The organism is Ilumatobacter fluminis (genome assembly GCF_004364865.1).
Lineage (GTDB): Bacteria > Actinomycetota > Acidimicrobiia > Acidimicrobiales > Ilumatobacteraceae > Ilumatobacter > Ilumatobacter fluminis.
Genome location: NZ_SOAU01000001.1, coordinates 4380448 through 4395689, shown reverse-complemented (window position 1 = coordinate 4395689; position 15242 = coordinate 4380448). Strand labels below are relative to the sequence as shown.

Genomic DNA, 15242 nt, shown 5'->3' with positions numbered 1-15242 from the left:
CGCAGGACCGACGCGACGGTGCCGTGTCGGGCGGCGAGACCGGCGCTAGAACTGGGTGGAGCGGGCCGATCTGCTAGCGGGCAGAAAGGCACACAGTGCGAACCCTCCGAGTCATCCCGGTCGTCATCGGCGCGGCCGCCGCAACCCTGATCGGCACCACGTCCGTCGTGGGCGGTGCCAGCCCTCCCGAACTCGTCGCTCGCGCGCGCACCGATGCCGAGCGGGGCGGCTCGGTCCAGGTGTCGGCGACGCCGCCCCCGCCCTCACAACCCGCCGCGGACCCCGCCACGGTCGTGGTCGAGCGCACCAACGCCGTGCGCGCGCAGTACGGGCTCGCGCCGCTCACCGTGCATCCACGACTGGTTCAAGCGGCGCAGGCGCACTCGAACGACCAGGCGGCGCACCAGCGGATGTCGCACACCGGCTCGAACGGCTCGACGATGGCCAATCGCGTCGACGCGTCCGGCTACTCGTGGAGCGCGATCGCCGAGAACGTCGCCGCCGGGCAGCGCACCGCCTCGAGCGTGACCGACGCCTGGCTCGGTTCGCCCGGCCACCGCGCCAACATGCTCAACGGTTCGCTCGTCCACATCGGCGTCGCCGTCGCCTACTCGTCGACCGGGACGCCCTACTGGACGATGGTGCTCGGCGCACCCCGCTGACGCCGGTCAGACGCGAGCGCTGAGCGCAGCGAAGACGGGAGCAACCGCCGGTGCCGACTCCAGAACCGCAGTGCACGACGCCGCGACCCACCGGCTCCCCTCGTCGGTGAGCGAGACGATCGAGGCACGCCGGTCGTCGGGGAGTGTGCCGTACCGTCGCTCGATCCAACCGCTGCGCTCGAGCTCGTCGAGCACGTGCGCCATGCCGCCGCTCGTGTAGCCGAGCCGTTCGGCGAGTTCGGACGGCCGTTGTACCTCGCCCGTCCCGATCAGGATCAACGCCATGGCCGAACGGCGCCGAGGCGAGCTTTCACCGTCGTCGAGCGCGTCCGAGATCGCGACGCCGGCGCCGGCGACGGCCGCAGCTGCCGAGAGCGCGTCGGTCAAGTCCCCGACCGGCCGAAGCTCGGGCTCGTCGTCGAGGCCGAAGGCGTCGACGATCGTGGTGGCCAGCTCAGCCGTGCGGTCGAAGAACGTCGTCAGCGAACGCACGAACTTGGTGCGCTGGCGGCGACCCGCCGGCGTCAGCCCGACGAGCAAGACACGCCGATCCGATTCGGACGGCACCCGCTCGATCAGGCCGTGCGTGTCGAGGGTCTTCACCAACCGGTTGGTGTCACGTCGCGACAGCCCCGACCGCTCGGCGAGGTCGTTCGAACTGATCGGCCCGCTGCGGAACAGCTCGACCAACGCCAAGGTTTCGCCGTTCCCGGGCTCGTCCACACCCGGCACCGTGCCGACCGCGTCGGTCAGTTCGATCGAGTAGCGGTTGAGCAGCGACAGGAGGCGGGTCGCCTCGACGACCGCAGTCGTCGGTGGGTAGCTCTGGGCGGAAGGCATCGAGAACGTGAGTATTGCGGGTGATCGTCGAACCAGGCAATCGGACGGCGGCGAGCGCCGGTCGGTCAGGAAGTGCTGGCGTCGTCGCAGATACTCGGTGCTCACTACCGTACTGCCAGCGGCCACACGGGAACCGGGACGGGCAGCCGTCGCCCGACGCCGAGCGATCAGGCGTCGGTGCGGCGGCGGAACACCGGTTCGTCCGGCGTCGAGAGATCGGCTGCGTAGTGGTAACCGAGCTCGTCGAACTCGGCGAGAGCTTTCGCGCTCTTGATCCGTTCGCGCACGATCCAACCCGCCATGGCGCCACGAGCGCGCTTCGCGAAGAAGCTCACCACCTTGTGTTCACCGTCGCCCTTGGCGTCCTCGAACCGCGGCGTGACGACCTTGCCGTCGACCCGGTCGGGCTGCACCACCGAGAAGTACTCGTTCGACGCCAGGTTCACCAGGACGTTCGATCCGGGTGACGCGGCGAGGTCGGCGTTGAGGCGGTCGGTGACGTCGCCGCCCCAGAAGTCGTAGAGGGTGCGGCCACGATCGGTGTCGACCTTCGACCCCATCTCGAGCCGGTATGGCTGGATCAGGTCGAGCGGGCGCAGCACGCCGTGCAAGCCGGACAGGATGCGGAGCACCTTCTGGGCGTGGGTGTAGTCGCGCTCGGAGAAGGTGCTGCGGGCGTCGAGTCCGATGTAGGTGTCGCCGTTGAAGGCGAGCACCGCCGGCCGGGCGTTGTCGGGCGTGAACGGTGGTGACCAATCCTGGAACCGTTCGAAGTTCAACTCGCCGAGCTGGGCCGAGATGCCCATCATCGACGACAGGTCGTCGGGCGTCTTGTCGCGCATCACCGAGACCAACTCCCGGGTCCGGTCGAGCTGCTCCGGCTCGGAGAACTTGCGGGTCGGGAGCGGCGACTCGAAATCGAGTGCCTTCGCGGGCGAAACGACGATCAGCACCCTTCCTTTCTACCGCCACCCGAACCGAGGCAGGGACCTCAGCGGGTCGGGTGTCGGAGGGAACCGGGTCGGGTGTCGGAGGGAACGGCGACGGAGTCGACGTTTCCGGAGATCACCCGACTCCGGTGAACGCGGTGCGCAACCGGGTCGGGTGATCTCCCGAAACGCCTCGGCTGCGCCTCGCCGTTCCGTCCGACACCCGACCCGGCTGGGGCTGCGCCTCGCCGTTCCGTCCGACACCCGACCCGGCTGGGGCTGCGCCTCGCCGTTCCGTCCGACACCCGACCCGGCTGGGGCTGCGCCTCGGTGTTCCGTCCGACACCCGGCCCGGGGGTCAGGAAGCGATGGCGTCGATGGAGGCGGAGAGGGCCGCGACGAACGCGGTGCAGTCGTCGTCGGTGATGGCGGCCGAGAGGGCCATGTAGCCGCGCGGCGCCAGGTAGAAGCCCCGGTCGATCAGTCCGTGGACGACCAACTCCTTGAGTGCTGCGTCGCCCCCGTCGAGATCGTCCGGCGACGTCACCGGTCCGGGCACGGTGTGGATCGTCAGGAGCGAGCCGTACCCCGACACGCACATCGGCAGGGGAGCGGCGTCGAGCACGTCGGCGATAGCGGCGCGGAAGCGCTCACCGCGCTCGAACAGCGACTCGAGTGTCGCCTCGTCGAGCAGCTCGCGCATCGCCGCCGCGCCAGCCGCCATCGTCACGACGTTGTTGTTGAACGTGCCGCCGTGGGTCATCGACCCACCTCGTTCCGGATCGAACGCTGCCATCACGTCGGCGCGGCCGCCGAACGCACCGAACGTCATCCCGCCGGCCAGGTACTTGCCGAGTGTCGTGAGGTCGGGCGTGATGCCGAGCCGCTGTTGCGCACCGCCGGTGCTCATGCGCGACGTCATCACCTCGTCGAACACGAGCAGCGCCCCGACCTCGTCGCACCGGTCGCGGAGCGCACGCAGGAAGACGGGATCGGCGGCGATGCACCCGGCGGCACCCATCATCGGCTCGACGAGCACGGCAGCGACACCGTCGTCGATCGCCGACACACCGCCGACGTCGTTGTAGCGAAGCCGGTCGAACTCGAACGGCGCCAGCAGTGCTTCGCCGCCGTGACCGAAGTACAGCAGGCCACCGTGGTAGGCGCGGTCCATCACGACGACCCGGTCGCGCCCGGTGTGGTGGCGGGCGAGTTGGATCGCCATCAGGTTCGCCTCGGTACCGGAGTTGGTGAACCGGACCTGTTCGATCGACGGGAAGCGCTCGACGACCGCCTCGGCGAAGCGGACCTCGTCGGTGTGGACGCCGCCGTAGCTCCATCCGTGTCGCAGCGCGTCGGTGACGGCCGCCTCGACCGGGCCGGGGTCGTGGCCGAGGAGCCCGGCGGAGTAGTCGCCGAGGAAGTCGACGTACTCGTGTCCGTCGACGTCGGTGAGGCGCGCGCCGTGTGCCGACGCGACCCGGAACGGGAACGGCTGCATGTCGAGCACCGACCGGGTCGACCCGCCCGGCATCACCGTCCGCGCCCGCTCGTGCAGTTCGGCCGACCGCGGCCGCTTCGACGCGTACCGCCCGTGTGCCGCCACCAACTGCTCCGCGAATCCCGCCATGCACAGCATCCTCCCACGAGGAACCGGGTCGGGTGTCGGAGGGAACGGCGACGGAGTCGACGTTTTCGGAGATCACCCGACTCCGGTGATGACGTGCGCGCCGGGTCGGGTGATCTCCCGAAACGCCTCGGCTGCGCCTCGCCGTTCCGTACGACACCCGACCCGGTGGTGGTGCGCCTCGGTGTGCGCCTCGGTGTTCCGTGCGACACCCGACCCGGGGCTTGTTAGGGGCGGAGGCGGCGGCCGATGGCGTCGATGGCGACGGCGAGCACGATCAGGGCGCCGATCGTGCCGGTCACGGCGGCGAAGTCGCGCGCCACCAGGTGCTCCTGCATCAGCCGACCCAGTCCCGCGGCTCCGACGACGCCGACCACCACGGTCTCGCGGGTGATGACCTCCCACCGGTACACCGCCAACGACACGAGCCGTGGTGCGCACACCGGCAGCACCCCGTACGTGAACTGCTCCACCGGGCCGGCGCCGGCGGTGTCGAGCTGGCGGCGTGCCCGGTCGTCGTGGTCGTCGAACACCTCGGCGAACAGGCGACCCAACACGCCGGTGTTGTAGACGCCGAGCGCGACGGCACCGGGCCAGATGCCGGGGAACATCACGAGCACCACCAGGAACGCCCACACCGGCGCCGGCACGGCGCGGAACAGCAACAGCACCAGTCGGGCCACCCAGCCGGCACTGCGTCGCACCACGCCGTCGTCGGGACGGTGCGGACGTGCAGCGACCGTCGCCACCAGCAACCCACCCGTCACGGCGATCACCGTCGCCAGGACCGACATGGCGAGTGTGTCGACCGTCGCCTCGATCAGCTCCGACCATCCGCCCGGACCGAGCCGTGGCGGGAGCATGTCGTCGACGAGGTCGCCGAACAGGCGTCGGGTCCGTTCCGACCACAGCGCCGACACGTCGATCCCGACGTACCACCACGACACGGGAACGAGGACGAGCAGCGCGATCCACGACGACCGCACCGCCACGTCGGATCCGCTGTGGCGCACCGCCGTCGACCATCGATCGGCCAGGCCCGAGAGGATCATCAGCGCAGCGATCAACGTCCAGATCTCGTCGTACCGCAACGACTCGAAGCTCAGGTCGAGCTGATTCCCGAGCCCGCCGAGCCCCACGATGCCGAGCACGGCGGCCGACCGGACCGCGCACTCGAGGCGGTAGAAGCCGTACCCGATCAGATCCCGTCGCACGATCGGCACCAAGCCGTAGACCATCGCGGTGAACCATCCGGCGCCGCCCGCCCGGAGCGAGCGGAACGCGGCGGGGTCGGCGTCGTCGAGAAGATCGGCATACACCTTCGCGGTGATCGCCCCGAACTGGAAGGCGATCGCGAGCACCGCGACGAGCGGGTCGAAACCGAGCACCTGCACGAGCAGGAGTGCCCAGATGATCTCGTGGATGGCGCGCGGCACGACGAAGAGTGCCCGAACCACCCATCGGGCCGCGGTTCGGCAGGCCGACAGTGCCCTCGATCCGGTCGCCGACTCCCACGGGCGGTCCGCCAGCAGCGGCGCCCCGACCAGGCCGACCGCCACGCTCGCGACGGCGCCGAGCACGGCGTACGAGGCGGTCGTCAGCATCGCCTCGCCCGTGAGCCGGAGGAAGTCGGCGTTCAGGTCGGGGTCGAGCACCGCCGTCCAGAACTCGGCGAACGACGACCAGCCGCGTGTGTTGAGCACGTCGCGACTCGTCGTGGCCCGCCACGCCGCCCAGGCGACGAGCACCCCGAGCCCGATCAGCGTCGGGGAACCTCGACGACGCACGACCGGTCGAGCGACGGCGGGTGCCCTCATCGTTCGTAGACGGTGGCGAGGTGTCGCTCGGTCAACTGTTCGACCGGCACGTCGAACGCGACCCTGCCGTCGCGCACGCCGACGACGCGGGTGGCGAACCGCCGAGCGAAGTCGGGCTGGTGCAGGCTCACGATCGACGTCGACCACGGTGCCGTCGGGTCGACGACCATCTCCAGGACGAGCTCGCTCAGGCCCGGATCGAGACTGGCGATCGGCTCGTCGGCGAGGAGCAGCTCAGGCGCCTGCCGGAACACGCGGGCGACCGCGACACGCTGTCGTTGACCGCCCGACAGTTCGTCGACCGTCACGTCGAGGAGCGCCGGGTCGAGCCCGAACCGCTCGACTGCGCTCGCTGCCTCGGCACGTTCGGCCGGTCGCGCGAGCGACACCAACGAGCGCACCGCCGACCACGTGCCGAGCCGACCCGCGTTCACGTTGTGCACGACGCGCAGTGGACCGACCAGGTCGAGACCCTGCCGGACGGTCCCGACCCGCACCGCCTGACGCCGCCGCTTTCGTCCGCGCAGCGCACCGGGGTCGGCGCCGAGCACGCCGACCTCGCCCGCCACGTCGGCGCCGTCGAGCAGCAGTCGCCCGCTCAACAGGTTGAGCAGTGTCGACTTGCCGCCGCCCGACGGCCCGACGAGCGCGACCCGTTCACCGACATCGATCGTGAGGTCGACCCCGACCAGCGCGTGCGTGCCGTTCGGATAGGTGACGTCGACCCCCGACAGCCGAACGGCCGGGGTGGACACGATCAGCGGATGGCGCCGATGTCGCGTGCGACCGCTTCGATCGCCGCGTAGTTCTCGTCGGTCGTCTCGATGAACGCACCGGCGCCGAACAGTTCGAGGATCTCGGCGTCGGCCGGGTCGTCGATCGACAGCGCGAGGAACGCCGCGGTGATGTCGTCGGTGGCGCCGTCACCGAATCGCTCGTCGATGGAGGGGTGGGCGACCCAGTGGTAGTCGTAGTACGTCGGCGTGCGGAAGATCTCGACGACGGCGTCGGTGTCGACCTCGCCGGCTTCGACGCGGGCGTCCCACACCTGCGAGTTGAGGGCACCGACCTCGTACGAGCCGGCTTCGACGACCTCGATCGTGGCGTCGTGCGACCCGGAGAAGCCGACTTCGCCCGTGATGTCGGACTCGACGTCGACACCGGCCTCCGCCAGGAAGTGCTGCGGCATCAGGCGGCCGCTGGTCGACGACTCGGAACCGAAGGTGAGTGAGTGGTCGGCGACCGCCGAGAGTCCGGCGACGTCGTCGAAGGGTTCGATGCCGACGTCGGCGCCGGCGATGAACACGGAGGTGAACTCGGCGTCGATGTCGCGCTGCACGGTGGCGTGTGCGCCGTCGACTTCGAGGCGGGCCTGCACGCCGGTGAGGCCGCCGAACCAGACGAGGTCGAGGTCGCCGACGGCGAAGCCGCTGACGGCGCCCTGGTAGTCGGTGACGGGGACGTACTCGACGTCGAAGCCGGTTTCGGCCTCGAGATGGTCGGTCACGAGACCGAACTGGCGTTGCAGGACGTCGGGGTCCTGGTCGGGGATGGCGCCGATGCGCAGGGTGCCGCCCTCGGCCGGTTCGTCGGTGGTGGGAAGGGTGGGCTCGGTGCCCGTCGACGAGGTGTCTGGGGTGTCGGACGTCGTGTCATCGGACGGTTCGTCGGAGGCGTCGTCGTCGCTGCCGCAGGCTGCGAGCCCGAGGGCGAGCACGGCGAGTGCGGCGACGGAGCGCCGGGTGCGGCGCCGAGATGACGTCGCAGCGGAGGGGTTGGTCTCGTTGATGGACGGTTCGTCTGCTCGCCAACTGGCGTGCGTCGTGCGGGCGTTCATGCCCGGCCTCCGTGGAACGACATGGTGTCTCCTGTCGGGTCGGTTGAATGGGGGAACACCGCTGCTGGGCGCGGCGTTCCGGCGACCGTACACCGGGGCGCCCACACCGGTTCAGGCGACGGCGGCACGTTTCTCGAACGTTCGCGGTTCAGGGGTCGGGCGCGGTTCGGCTACATCTATTCGGTATGGCGATCCCCCAACCCGGCATCTTCGCGATCGGCACGAAAGCGCATCACCACCTCCAGTTCGACCTCACCGGTGAGCCGTCCGAGCTCCTGGCTTGCATCGGAGCGATCCGAGACGGCAACGGCACCGTCGCCGGCGCCAACATCGTGGTCGGTTTCGCGCCCTCGCTCACCGAGCGGCTCTGGCCCGGCCAGGTGCCGACCGGTCTGGCCGACTTCGAACCGATCGTCGGCGACGGTGGCTACACGATGCCGGCCGACCAGCACGACCTGTGGATCTGGCTGCACGGCGCGTCGGAGGATGCGATGCTCGTCGTCGCACGACAGGCCGTCGAGGCGTTGGCGGGGGTCGCCGAGCTGGCGGCCGAGGAGCAGCCGTTCGTCTACCGGACGAGCCTCGACCTGACCGGTTTCGAGGACGGCACCGAGAACCCGCCGATCGACGAGGCGATCAGCGCCGCTGTCGTTCCCGACGGCGAACCGGGTGCGTACGGCAGCGTCGCCCTGCTGCAGCGCTGGGAGCACGACCTGAGCGGGTTCGAGCAGCTGTCGCCCCACGATCAGGAGCTCGTCTTCGGCCGGACGCTCGTCGACAACGAGGAGCTGCCCGATCTCGACGACCATCCGAGCGCCCACATCGCACGCGTCGTGATCGAGGACGACGACGGTGACGAACTCGAGGTGTTCCGTCGCTCTGCCCCGTTCGGCGGTGTTCGGGTGAACGGATTGATGTTCCTCGCCTTCAGTTCCGACCGGGCACGGGTCCAGACGATGCTCGAACGGATGGCCGGCGTCGACGGCATCCGTGACCGCATCACCGAGTACTCGACCCCCACCGCCGGCGCCTGGTACTACACCCCACCCATCGACCTCCTGCACTGACGAATCGGGTCGACGAGATGGTGCCCGAACCCGTCCGGCTGTGAACGGGGTGTGAAACGAGGGCGCCGCGGCGACCCAACCCTTTACGAGTTGTCAACCGCCTCACTACTGTCGGCCCATGGCGAACATCGTGAAGGCAGCCCTGCTGCAGACCGACTGGACCGGCGACAAGGAGTCGATGATCGACAAGCACGAGGAGGCCGCTCGTGAAGCCGCCGCCCAGGGTGCTCAGATCATCTGCTTCCAGGAGCTCTTCTACGGGCCCTACTTCTGCCAGGTGCAGGACGCCGAGTACTACAGCTACACCGAGTACATCCCCGACGGACCCACGACGCAGCGCTTCATGAGCGTCGCCAAAGAGCTCGGCATGGTGATGGTGCTGCCGATGTACGAAGCCGTCAACACCGGCCACTACTACAACACCGCTGCGGTCATCGACGCCGACGGCACGTACCTCGGCAAGTACCGCAAGCAGCACATTCCGCAGGTGAAGGGCTTCTGGGAGAAGTTCTACTTCACGCCCGGCACCGAGGGGTATCCGATCTTCGACACCGCCGTCGGCAAGGTCGGCGTGTACATCTGCTACGACCGCCACTTCCCCGAAGGCTGGCGCATCCTCGGTCTCAACGGCGCCGAGATCGTCTTCAACCCGTCGGCGACGCACCGCGGCCTCAGCGAGTACCTGTGGCGGCTCGAGCAGCCCGCCGCCGCCGTCGCGAACATGTACTACGTCGGCGCGATCAACCGGGTCGGCATCGAACCGCTCGGCGAGAACGACTTCTACGGCCAGAGCTACTTCGTCGATCCGCGTGGCCAGTTCGTCGGCGAGCCCGGCGATGCGTACAAGCCCGAGCTGATCGTGCGCGACCTCGACCTCGACCTCATCCGTGAGGTCCGCCACGGCTGGCAGTTCTACCGCGACCGCCGTCCCGAGGCCTACGACGAGATCACGGCCCACTGATCGCAGCGACCGAGACAAGGAGACACCACATGTCCACCACACTGTTCGCCAACGGCACGATCGTGTCGGCCACCGGCCGCCAAGCCGGCGACGTCCTCGTCGACGGTGAGCGAATCGTCGCCATCCTCGCCCCCGGCCAGGCCGAGTCGATGGGCGTCGTCGCCGACCGCACCGTCGACGCCACCGGCAAGTACGTCATCCCGGGTGGCATCGACGCCCACACCCACATGGAGCTGCCCTTCGGCGGCACCTTCGCCAGCGACACGTTCGAGACCGGCACCATCGCCGCGGCGTGGGGCGGCATCACCACGATCGTCGACTTCGCCGTCCAGAAGACCGGCGAGCTCGTCCAGGACGGCCTCGCCGCTTGGCACGAGAAGGCCGCCGGCAACTGTGCGATCGACTACGCCTTCCACCAGATCATCGGCGGCGTCGACGACGACTCGCTGAAGGCGATGGACTACCTCGTCGACAACGAAGGCATCACCAGCTTCAAGCTGTTCATGGCGTACCCCGGCGTCTTCTACTCCGACGACGGCCAGATCCTGCGGGCCATGCAGAAGGCCGGCGAGAACGGCGCCATGATCATGATGCACGCCGAGAACGGCATCGCGATCGACGTGCTCGTCGCCCAGGCGCTCGCCCGCGGTGAGACCGATCCGATGTACCACTCGCTCACCCGGCCGGCCGAGCTCGAGGGCGAGGCGACGCACCGGGCGATCGAACTCTCGAAGGTCGCCGGCAACGTGCCGCTCTACATCGTGCACATGTCGGCGTCGGAAGCGCTCGAAGAGGTCGCCGCCGCACAGCACGCCGGACTGAACGTATTCGCCGAGACGTGCCCGCAGTACCTGTACCTCTCGCTCGAGGACCACCTCATGCAGCCGGGCTTCGAAGGCGCCAAGTGGGTGTGTTCCACCCCGCTGCGCACCAAGCACGAGCACCACCAGAAAGATCTCTGGAAGGGCCTGCGCATGAACGAGCTGGCGATCGTCTCGACCGACCACTGCCCGTTCTGCATGAAGGATCAGAAGGAACTCGGTCTCGGCAACTTCTCGGCCATCCCGAACGGGATCGGCTCCGTCGAGCACCGGATGGAGCTGCTCTACCAGGGTGTCGTCACCGGCGAACTCACCCTCGAGCGCTGGGTCGAGACGTGCTGCACCACCCCGGCGCGCATGTTCGGCCTCGACAAGAAGGGCGCGATCGCCCCGGGCATGGACGCCGACATCGTCGTGTGGGATCCGAACACGAAGACCAAGCTCGGTATCAACGACAAGCACCACATGAACATGGACCACTCCGCGTGGGAGGGCTTCGAGATCGACGGCAAGGTCGACACCGTCATGGCCCGCGGCATGGTCGTCATGGAGAACGACACCTTCACCGGCAAGGTCGGCCACGGCCAATACGTCAAGCGAGGACTCAGCCAGTACCTCCACTGACAGATGGGGTCACGCCAGATGGGGTCAGGCACCTTCTGGCCAGCCAGGTCGGGGTCATCACGAGGTCGAACGCCGGAAGGTGCCTGACCCCATCTGGCTAGGGCAGCGGGAGGTTGGCGACCTCGTCGTCGATTGCCGTCTGTTCGTCGCTGGTCAGGGTGCGCCAGGGATCGACCGCCACCTTCGTACCACGGCGGCTCCAGGTGCCGGCGATCTCACCGTCGACAAGGAGCGCGCCCGGCCAGACCCGCGGTGTCCAGAGTTCGGGCCGGCGCGTCTCGTCCGCGACGAACAACTCCCGCTGCGAACCCCAGAGCAGGTACAGCGCATCGCCGCTCGGCAGCAGCCGCACGCCCTCGGGCCGGCCGGTCGAGTGCGCCAGCGTCGTCTCATCGCGTGCGAGCACCACGGCGTCGCCGAGCGGGGTCTCGACCGGCACCACCTCCGATGCGAGTTCGTCGAACGTCGTTCGTGCCTCGGTCGCGTTCACGCCGGCCCACTGCCCGAAGTCGTCCACCTTCGCGGGCCCGAACACGTGGAGGAACCGTCGTGCGAGCTCGTGCCGAGCATCTTCCTCGTCGACGTCGGGTGCCTCGACGCTCGTCACCGTCGGGCGCCCCGACCCCTCCCATCGGATGACGATGGTGCCGGTCAAGGTGCCGTAGCGGAGCGCATTCGGATCGACGCCCATCGCCCGACCGGCCTCGGCGTACGTCATCGTCCGCCCGTCGAGGAACTGCCGGAGGTCGTCGGCCATCCGAAGCGCCCGCTCGCGCCGAGCACCGCGACGCGGCAGCCGGCCGAGTGTGAACGGCGCCCGATCGCCCGATGCCACCACGTAGGCGCTGAACTTCGGACCCCACACCTGCTCGAGCCGTGGGTCGTCGAGCACGTCGGGCCGAACTCCCTCGAGCCGTGCGTGCAGCGACAACACAGCGGCTCGCGGCATCGAGTCCTGCACCCCGGCGTGCGACGCCGCCCGCAGGCCGGCATCGTCGAACGCCGTGCGTCGTCCGAGCCGGTTCACCTGCAAGCGGTACGAGACGATCTGCTCCCGGCTCACCCGCATCGCGCCCATGCTGCCAGACGGGGTCGGGGTCGTTTCGGGTGGGACCGACGAAACGTATCCGACCCCTCGCGAACCGGTTGTAGCGTTGCTGCATGAACGACATTCAGCACTGGATCGACGGCAAGGTGGTGGCGTCCACGTCGGGACGCACCGCGCCGGTGTTCAACCCGGCCAAGGGTGAGCAGTCGGGCACGGTGGCGCTGGCGTCGGTCGACGAGGTCGACGCCGCAGTCGCCTCGGCCAAAGCCGCTGCGCCGATGTGGCGTGCGACGAGTCTGTCGAAGCGGGCCGAGGTCATGTTCCGGATGCGGGAACTGGTCGACGCGAACCGCAAGGAGATCGCGACGCTGCTCACCGCGGAGCACGGCAAGGTGTTGTCGGATGCGATGGGTGAGGTCGCTCGTGGTCTGGAGAACATCGAGTTCGCATGTGGTGTGCCGCACCTGTTGAAGGGCGGCTACAGCGAGCAGGCGTCGTCGGGTGTCGACGTGTACTCGATCCGCCAGCCGCTCGGTGTGGTGGCCGGTATCACCCCGTTCAACTTCCCGGCGATGGTCCCGATGTGGATGTTCGCCAACGCGCTCGCGTGCGGCAACACGTTCGTGCTGAAGCCGTCGGAGAAGGATCCATCGGTGTCGCTGTTCCTCGCCGAGCTGCTCGCCCAGGCGGGTCTGCCGTCGGGCTGTTTCAACGTGGTGCAGGGCGACAAGGTCGCCGTCGACCGACTGCTCGAGCACGACGACGTCGCGGCCGTGAGCTTCGTCGGGTCGACCCCGATCGCCAAGTACATCTACGAGACCGGCACGGCGAACGGCAAGCGGGTGCAGGCGCTCGGTGGCGCGAAGAACCACATGCTGGTCCTCGCGGATGCCGACTTGGACATGGCCGCCGACGCTGCGATCGGCGCTGCGTACGGCTCGGCCGGTGAGCGCTGCATGGCGATCTCGGTCGTGCTCGCCGCCGACTCGATCGCCGACGATCTGGTCGCCAAGATCCAGGAGCGCATCCCGAGCGTGAAGGTCGGTGCTGGCAACGAGCCCGATTCGGAGATGGGTCCGCTCATCACCGCCGAGCACCGCGACAAGGTCGCCGGCTACATCGCCGGCGCGGCCGAGGGTGGTGCAACCGTGGTCGTCGACGGCCGACGTCCCGAGGGCGATCCGGGCTTCTTCGTCGACCCGTCGTTGATCGACAACGTGCAGCCCGGGATGGCCTGCTACGACGACGAGATCTTCGGGCCGGTGCTGTCGGTCGTGCGCGTGCACGGCTACGAGGACGGCGTCGAGATGATCAACGCCAACCCGTGGGCGAACGGCACGGCGATCTTCACCCGCGACGGCGGCGCCGCCCGCGAGTTCCAGTTCGACATCGAGGTCGGCATGGTCGGCATCAACGTGCCCATCCCCGTCCCGGTCAGCTACTACAGCTTCGGCGGGTGGAAGGCCAGCCTGTTCGGCGACACCCACATGTACGGCCCCGAAGGCATCAACTTCTACACCCGTGGAAAGGTCGTCACGAGCCGCTGGCCCGACCCCGCCCACAGCACCGTTGACCTGGGTTTCCCCGAAACCCGCTGACAGTCGGTGGAACCAGAAGGGGTCAGGCACCTTCTGGCGGACCAGGCCGAGGTGATCAGAACGTCGATTGCCAGAAGGTGCCTGACCCCTTCTGGTCAGGTGGCGCGACCGGCGCTCCAGGGGATCATCTTGCGGACGAGGTCGTCGAAGGCGGCGACGGCTTGTTCGAGGTGGTCCTCGCGGGTGTCCTCGATGTGGGTGTGCGACAGCCCGTTCAGCGACTGGACGAACATCATCACGGTCGGGATGCCGGCCAGCGCCATCTCGGCCGAGTCGTGCATCGGACCCGACGGCATGATCTGACGCGTGCCGCTGCGCGTCTCGACGGCGTCGGCGGCGAACTCGATCAGGTCGGGTTCGAAGGCGATCGGGTCGATCGACCACAACACGTCGATCTCGGCCTCCACGTTCTCCTCGCCGGCGATCCGGCCGACCAACTCCTCGAGCCCGGTGACCAACGCGTCGAGGGTGTCGCGCGACAGGTGACGCATGTCGACCGAGAACTCGGTTCGCGAGTTCACCGCCGTCGGCACGCTCGGATGCACCCGCCACACACCGACCGTCGTGAACGCGTCGTGCTGCAGGCCGAGCTCACGGATCTCGATCGCCATCCTCGACGCGGCAACCGTCGGGTCGCGGCGCATCGGGATCGGTGTGGCTCCGGCATGGCACGCCTGACCTTTCAACCGGATCAGTCGGCGCTCGACACCGAGGATGCCGTGCAGCGCGGCGATCGCCAGGTCGGCCGCTTCGAGCAGCGGTCCCTGCTCGATGTGCAACTCGGCTGACGACACGATCGACGACACGGCGTCGCCGGCGGTGAGTGCGGTCTCCAACTCGACGCCGTGCTCGGCGACGACCTCGCCGAGATGTCGGCCGCCGTTGTCGACCAGGTTGCGGACCGCCTCGACGTCGAGGGTGCCCGACACGGCGCCCGAACCGAAGAGCGAACGACCGAAGCGGGCGCCTTCTTCGTCGGCCCAGTCGACCACGCTGAACGAGACGGGCAGTTCCACACCGTCGCGGTGCAGGCCGCGCAGGATCTCGGCGCCGGCCAACACGCCCAACGCACCGTCGAGCCAGCCGCCGTTCGGCACCGAGTCGAGATGGCTGCCCACCACGACGCGATCGGGCCGGGCGCCGGGGAGGGTGACCCAGAGGTTGCCGGCCGGGTCGGTGTTGATCTCGACCGGGATCCCGTCGAACGTCGACACGAACCACTCACGGGCGCGCATCCACGGCTCGGTCCACGCCAATCGTGCGCTGCCGAGCGGCGGTTCGTCGGACGGCCGACCGCACACGGTCTGGGGTGCACCACCCTCGACCGGCTCGGATGTCAGCGCTCGCAGTTCGAGCAGATCGGCCACCACACGCTTCGGATCAGCAGGCATCGCCACACCGTACGCGCTCT

13 protein-coding genes are annotated in these 15242 nt (G+C 68.9%); 5 read left to right on the top strand and 8 right to left on the bottom strand.

Annotated features, from left to right (window positions below):
- Positions 1-95 precede the first annotated feature (95 nt).
- A complete protein-coding gene (locus BDK89_RS19920) occupies positions 96-662 on the top strand; it encodes a CAP domain-containing protein (protein ID WP_133870623.1) in 567 nt (188 codons plus the stop codon).
- A gap of 6 nt (positions 663-668) precedes the next feature.
- On the opposite strand, the gene BDK89_RS19915 is transcribed toward BDK89_RS19920, so the two are convergent.
- The 6 genes from BDK89_RS19915 to BDK89_RS19890 form a co-directional block, all read right to left on the bottom strand.
- On the bottom strand, positions 669-1502 hold the full coding sequence (locus BDK89_RS19915) for a MarR family winged helix-turn-helix transcriptional regulator (RefSeq protein ID WP_133870622.1): 834 nt from the start codon (positions 1500-1502) through the stop codon (positions 669-671).
- Between the two features lie 167 nt (positions 1503-1669).
- Positions 1670-2455, bottom strand: a complete 786-nt coding sequence (yaaA, locus tag BDK89_RS19910) for a peroxide stress protein YaaA (RefSeq protein WP_133870621.1) — start codon at positions 2453-2455, stop codon at positions 1670-1672.
- 334 nt (positions 2456-2789) lie between these two features.
- On the bottom strand, positions 2790-4061 hold the full coding sequence (locus BDK89_RS19905; protein ID WP_208294141.1) for an aspartate aminotransferase family protein: 1272 nt from the start codon (positions 4059-4061) through the stop codon (positions 2790-2792).
- A 224-nt stretch (positions 4062-4285) separates the two neighbouring features.
- The gene (locus BDK89_RS19900; protein ID WP_133870619.1) at positions 4286-5875 is read right to left on the bottom strand and encodes a PhnE/PtxC family ABC transporter permease; all 1590 of its coding nucleotides are present in this window, start codon (positions 5873-5875) and stop codon (positions 4286-4288) included.
- Complete coding sequence (locus tag BDK89_RS19895) at positions 5872-6630, bottom strand: phosphonate ABC transporter ATP-binding protein (RefSeq protein ID WP_133870618.1); 759 nt, start codon at positions 6628-6630, stop codon at positions 5872-5874. The genes BDK89_RS19900 and BDK89_RS19895 overlap by 4 nt, the downstream gene beginning before the upstream one ends.
- 2 nt (positions 6631-6632) lie before the next feature.
- The gene (locus BDK89_RS19890) at positions 6633-7712 is read right to left on the bottom strand and encodes a putative selenate ABC transporter substrate-binding protein (RefSeq protein ID WP_133870617.1); all 1080 of its coding nucleotides are present in this window, start codon (positions 7710-7712) and stop codon (positions 6633-6635) included.
- A gap of 185 nt (positions 7713-7897) precedes the next feature.
- On the opposite strand from BDK89_RS19890, the gene BDK89_RS19885 reads away from it, so the two are divergent.
- The 3 genes from BDK89_RS19885 (at position 7898) to hydA (ending at position 11185) form a co-directional block, all read left to right on the top strand.
- Positions 7898-8779 carry a Dyp-type peroxidase gene (locus BDK89_RS19885; protein ID WP_166657718.1) on the top strand — a complete coding sequence of 294 codons (882 nt, stop codon included), beginning with the start codon at positions 7898-7900 and terminating at the stop codon, positions 8777-8779.
- A gap of 118 nt (positions 8780-8897) precedes the next feature.
- Entirely contained in the window at positions 8898-9740 is an 843-nt protein-coding gene (locus BDK89_RS19880) for a nitrilase-related carbon-nitrogen hydrolase (protein WP_133870615.1), read from the top strand.
- A gap of 29 nt (positions 9741-9769) precedes the next feature.
- The gene (hydA, locus tag BDK89_RS19875) at positions 9770-11185 is read left to right on the top strand and encodes a dihydropyrimidinase (protein WP_133870614.1); all 1416 of its coding nucleotides are present in this window, start codon (positions 9770-9772) and stop codon (positions 11183-11185) included.
- A gap of 97 nt (positions 11186-11282) precedes the next feature.
- Here the strand turns inward: hydA and BDK89_RS19870 are convergent, their stop codons facing one another.
- Positions 11283-12254 carry a DNA glycosylase AlkZ-like family protein gene (locus tag BDK89_RS19870; RefSeq protein WP_166657717.1) on the bottom strand — a complete coding sequence of 324 codons (972 nt, stop codon included), beginning with the start codon at positions 12252-12254 and terminating at the stop codon, positions 11283-11285.
- 92 nt (positions 12255-12346) lie between these two features.
- Between BDK89_RS19870 and BDK89_RS19865 the strand changes: the two genes are divergently transcribed.
- Positions 12347-13831 carry a CoA-acylating methylmalonate-semialdehyde dehydrogenase gene (locus BDK89_RS19865; protein ID WP_133870612.1) on the top strand — a complete coding sequence of 495 codons (1485 nt, stop codon included), beginning with the start codon at positions 12347-12349 and terminating at the stop codon, positions 13829-13831.
- A 95-nt stretch (positions 13832-13926) separates the two neighbouring features.
- On the opposite strand, the gene BDK89_RS19860 is transcribed toward BDK89_RS19865, so the two are convergent.
- Positions 13927-15222: a Zn-dependent hydrolase gene (locus BDK89_RS19860; RefSeq protein WP_133870611.1), complete on the bottom strand. Its 1296-nt coding sequence runs from the start codon at positions 15220-15222 to the stop codon at positions 13927-13929.
- Positions 15223-15242 lie beyond the last annotated feature (20 nt).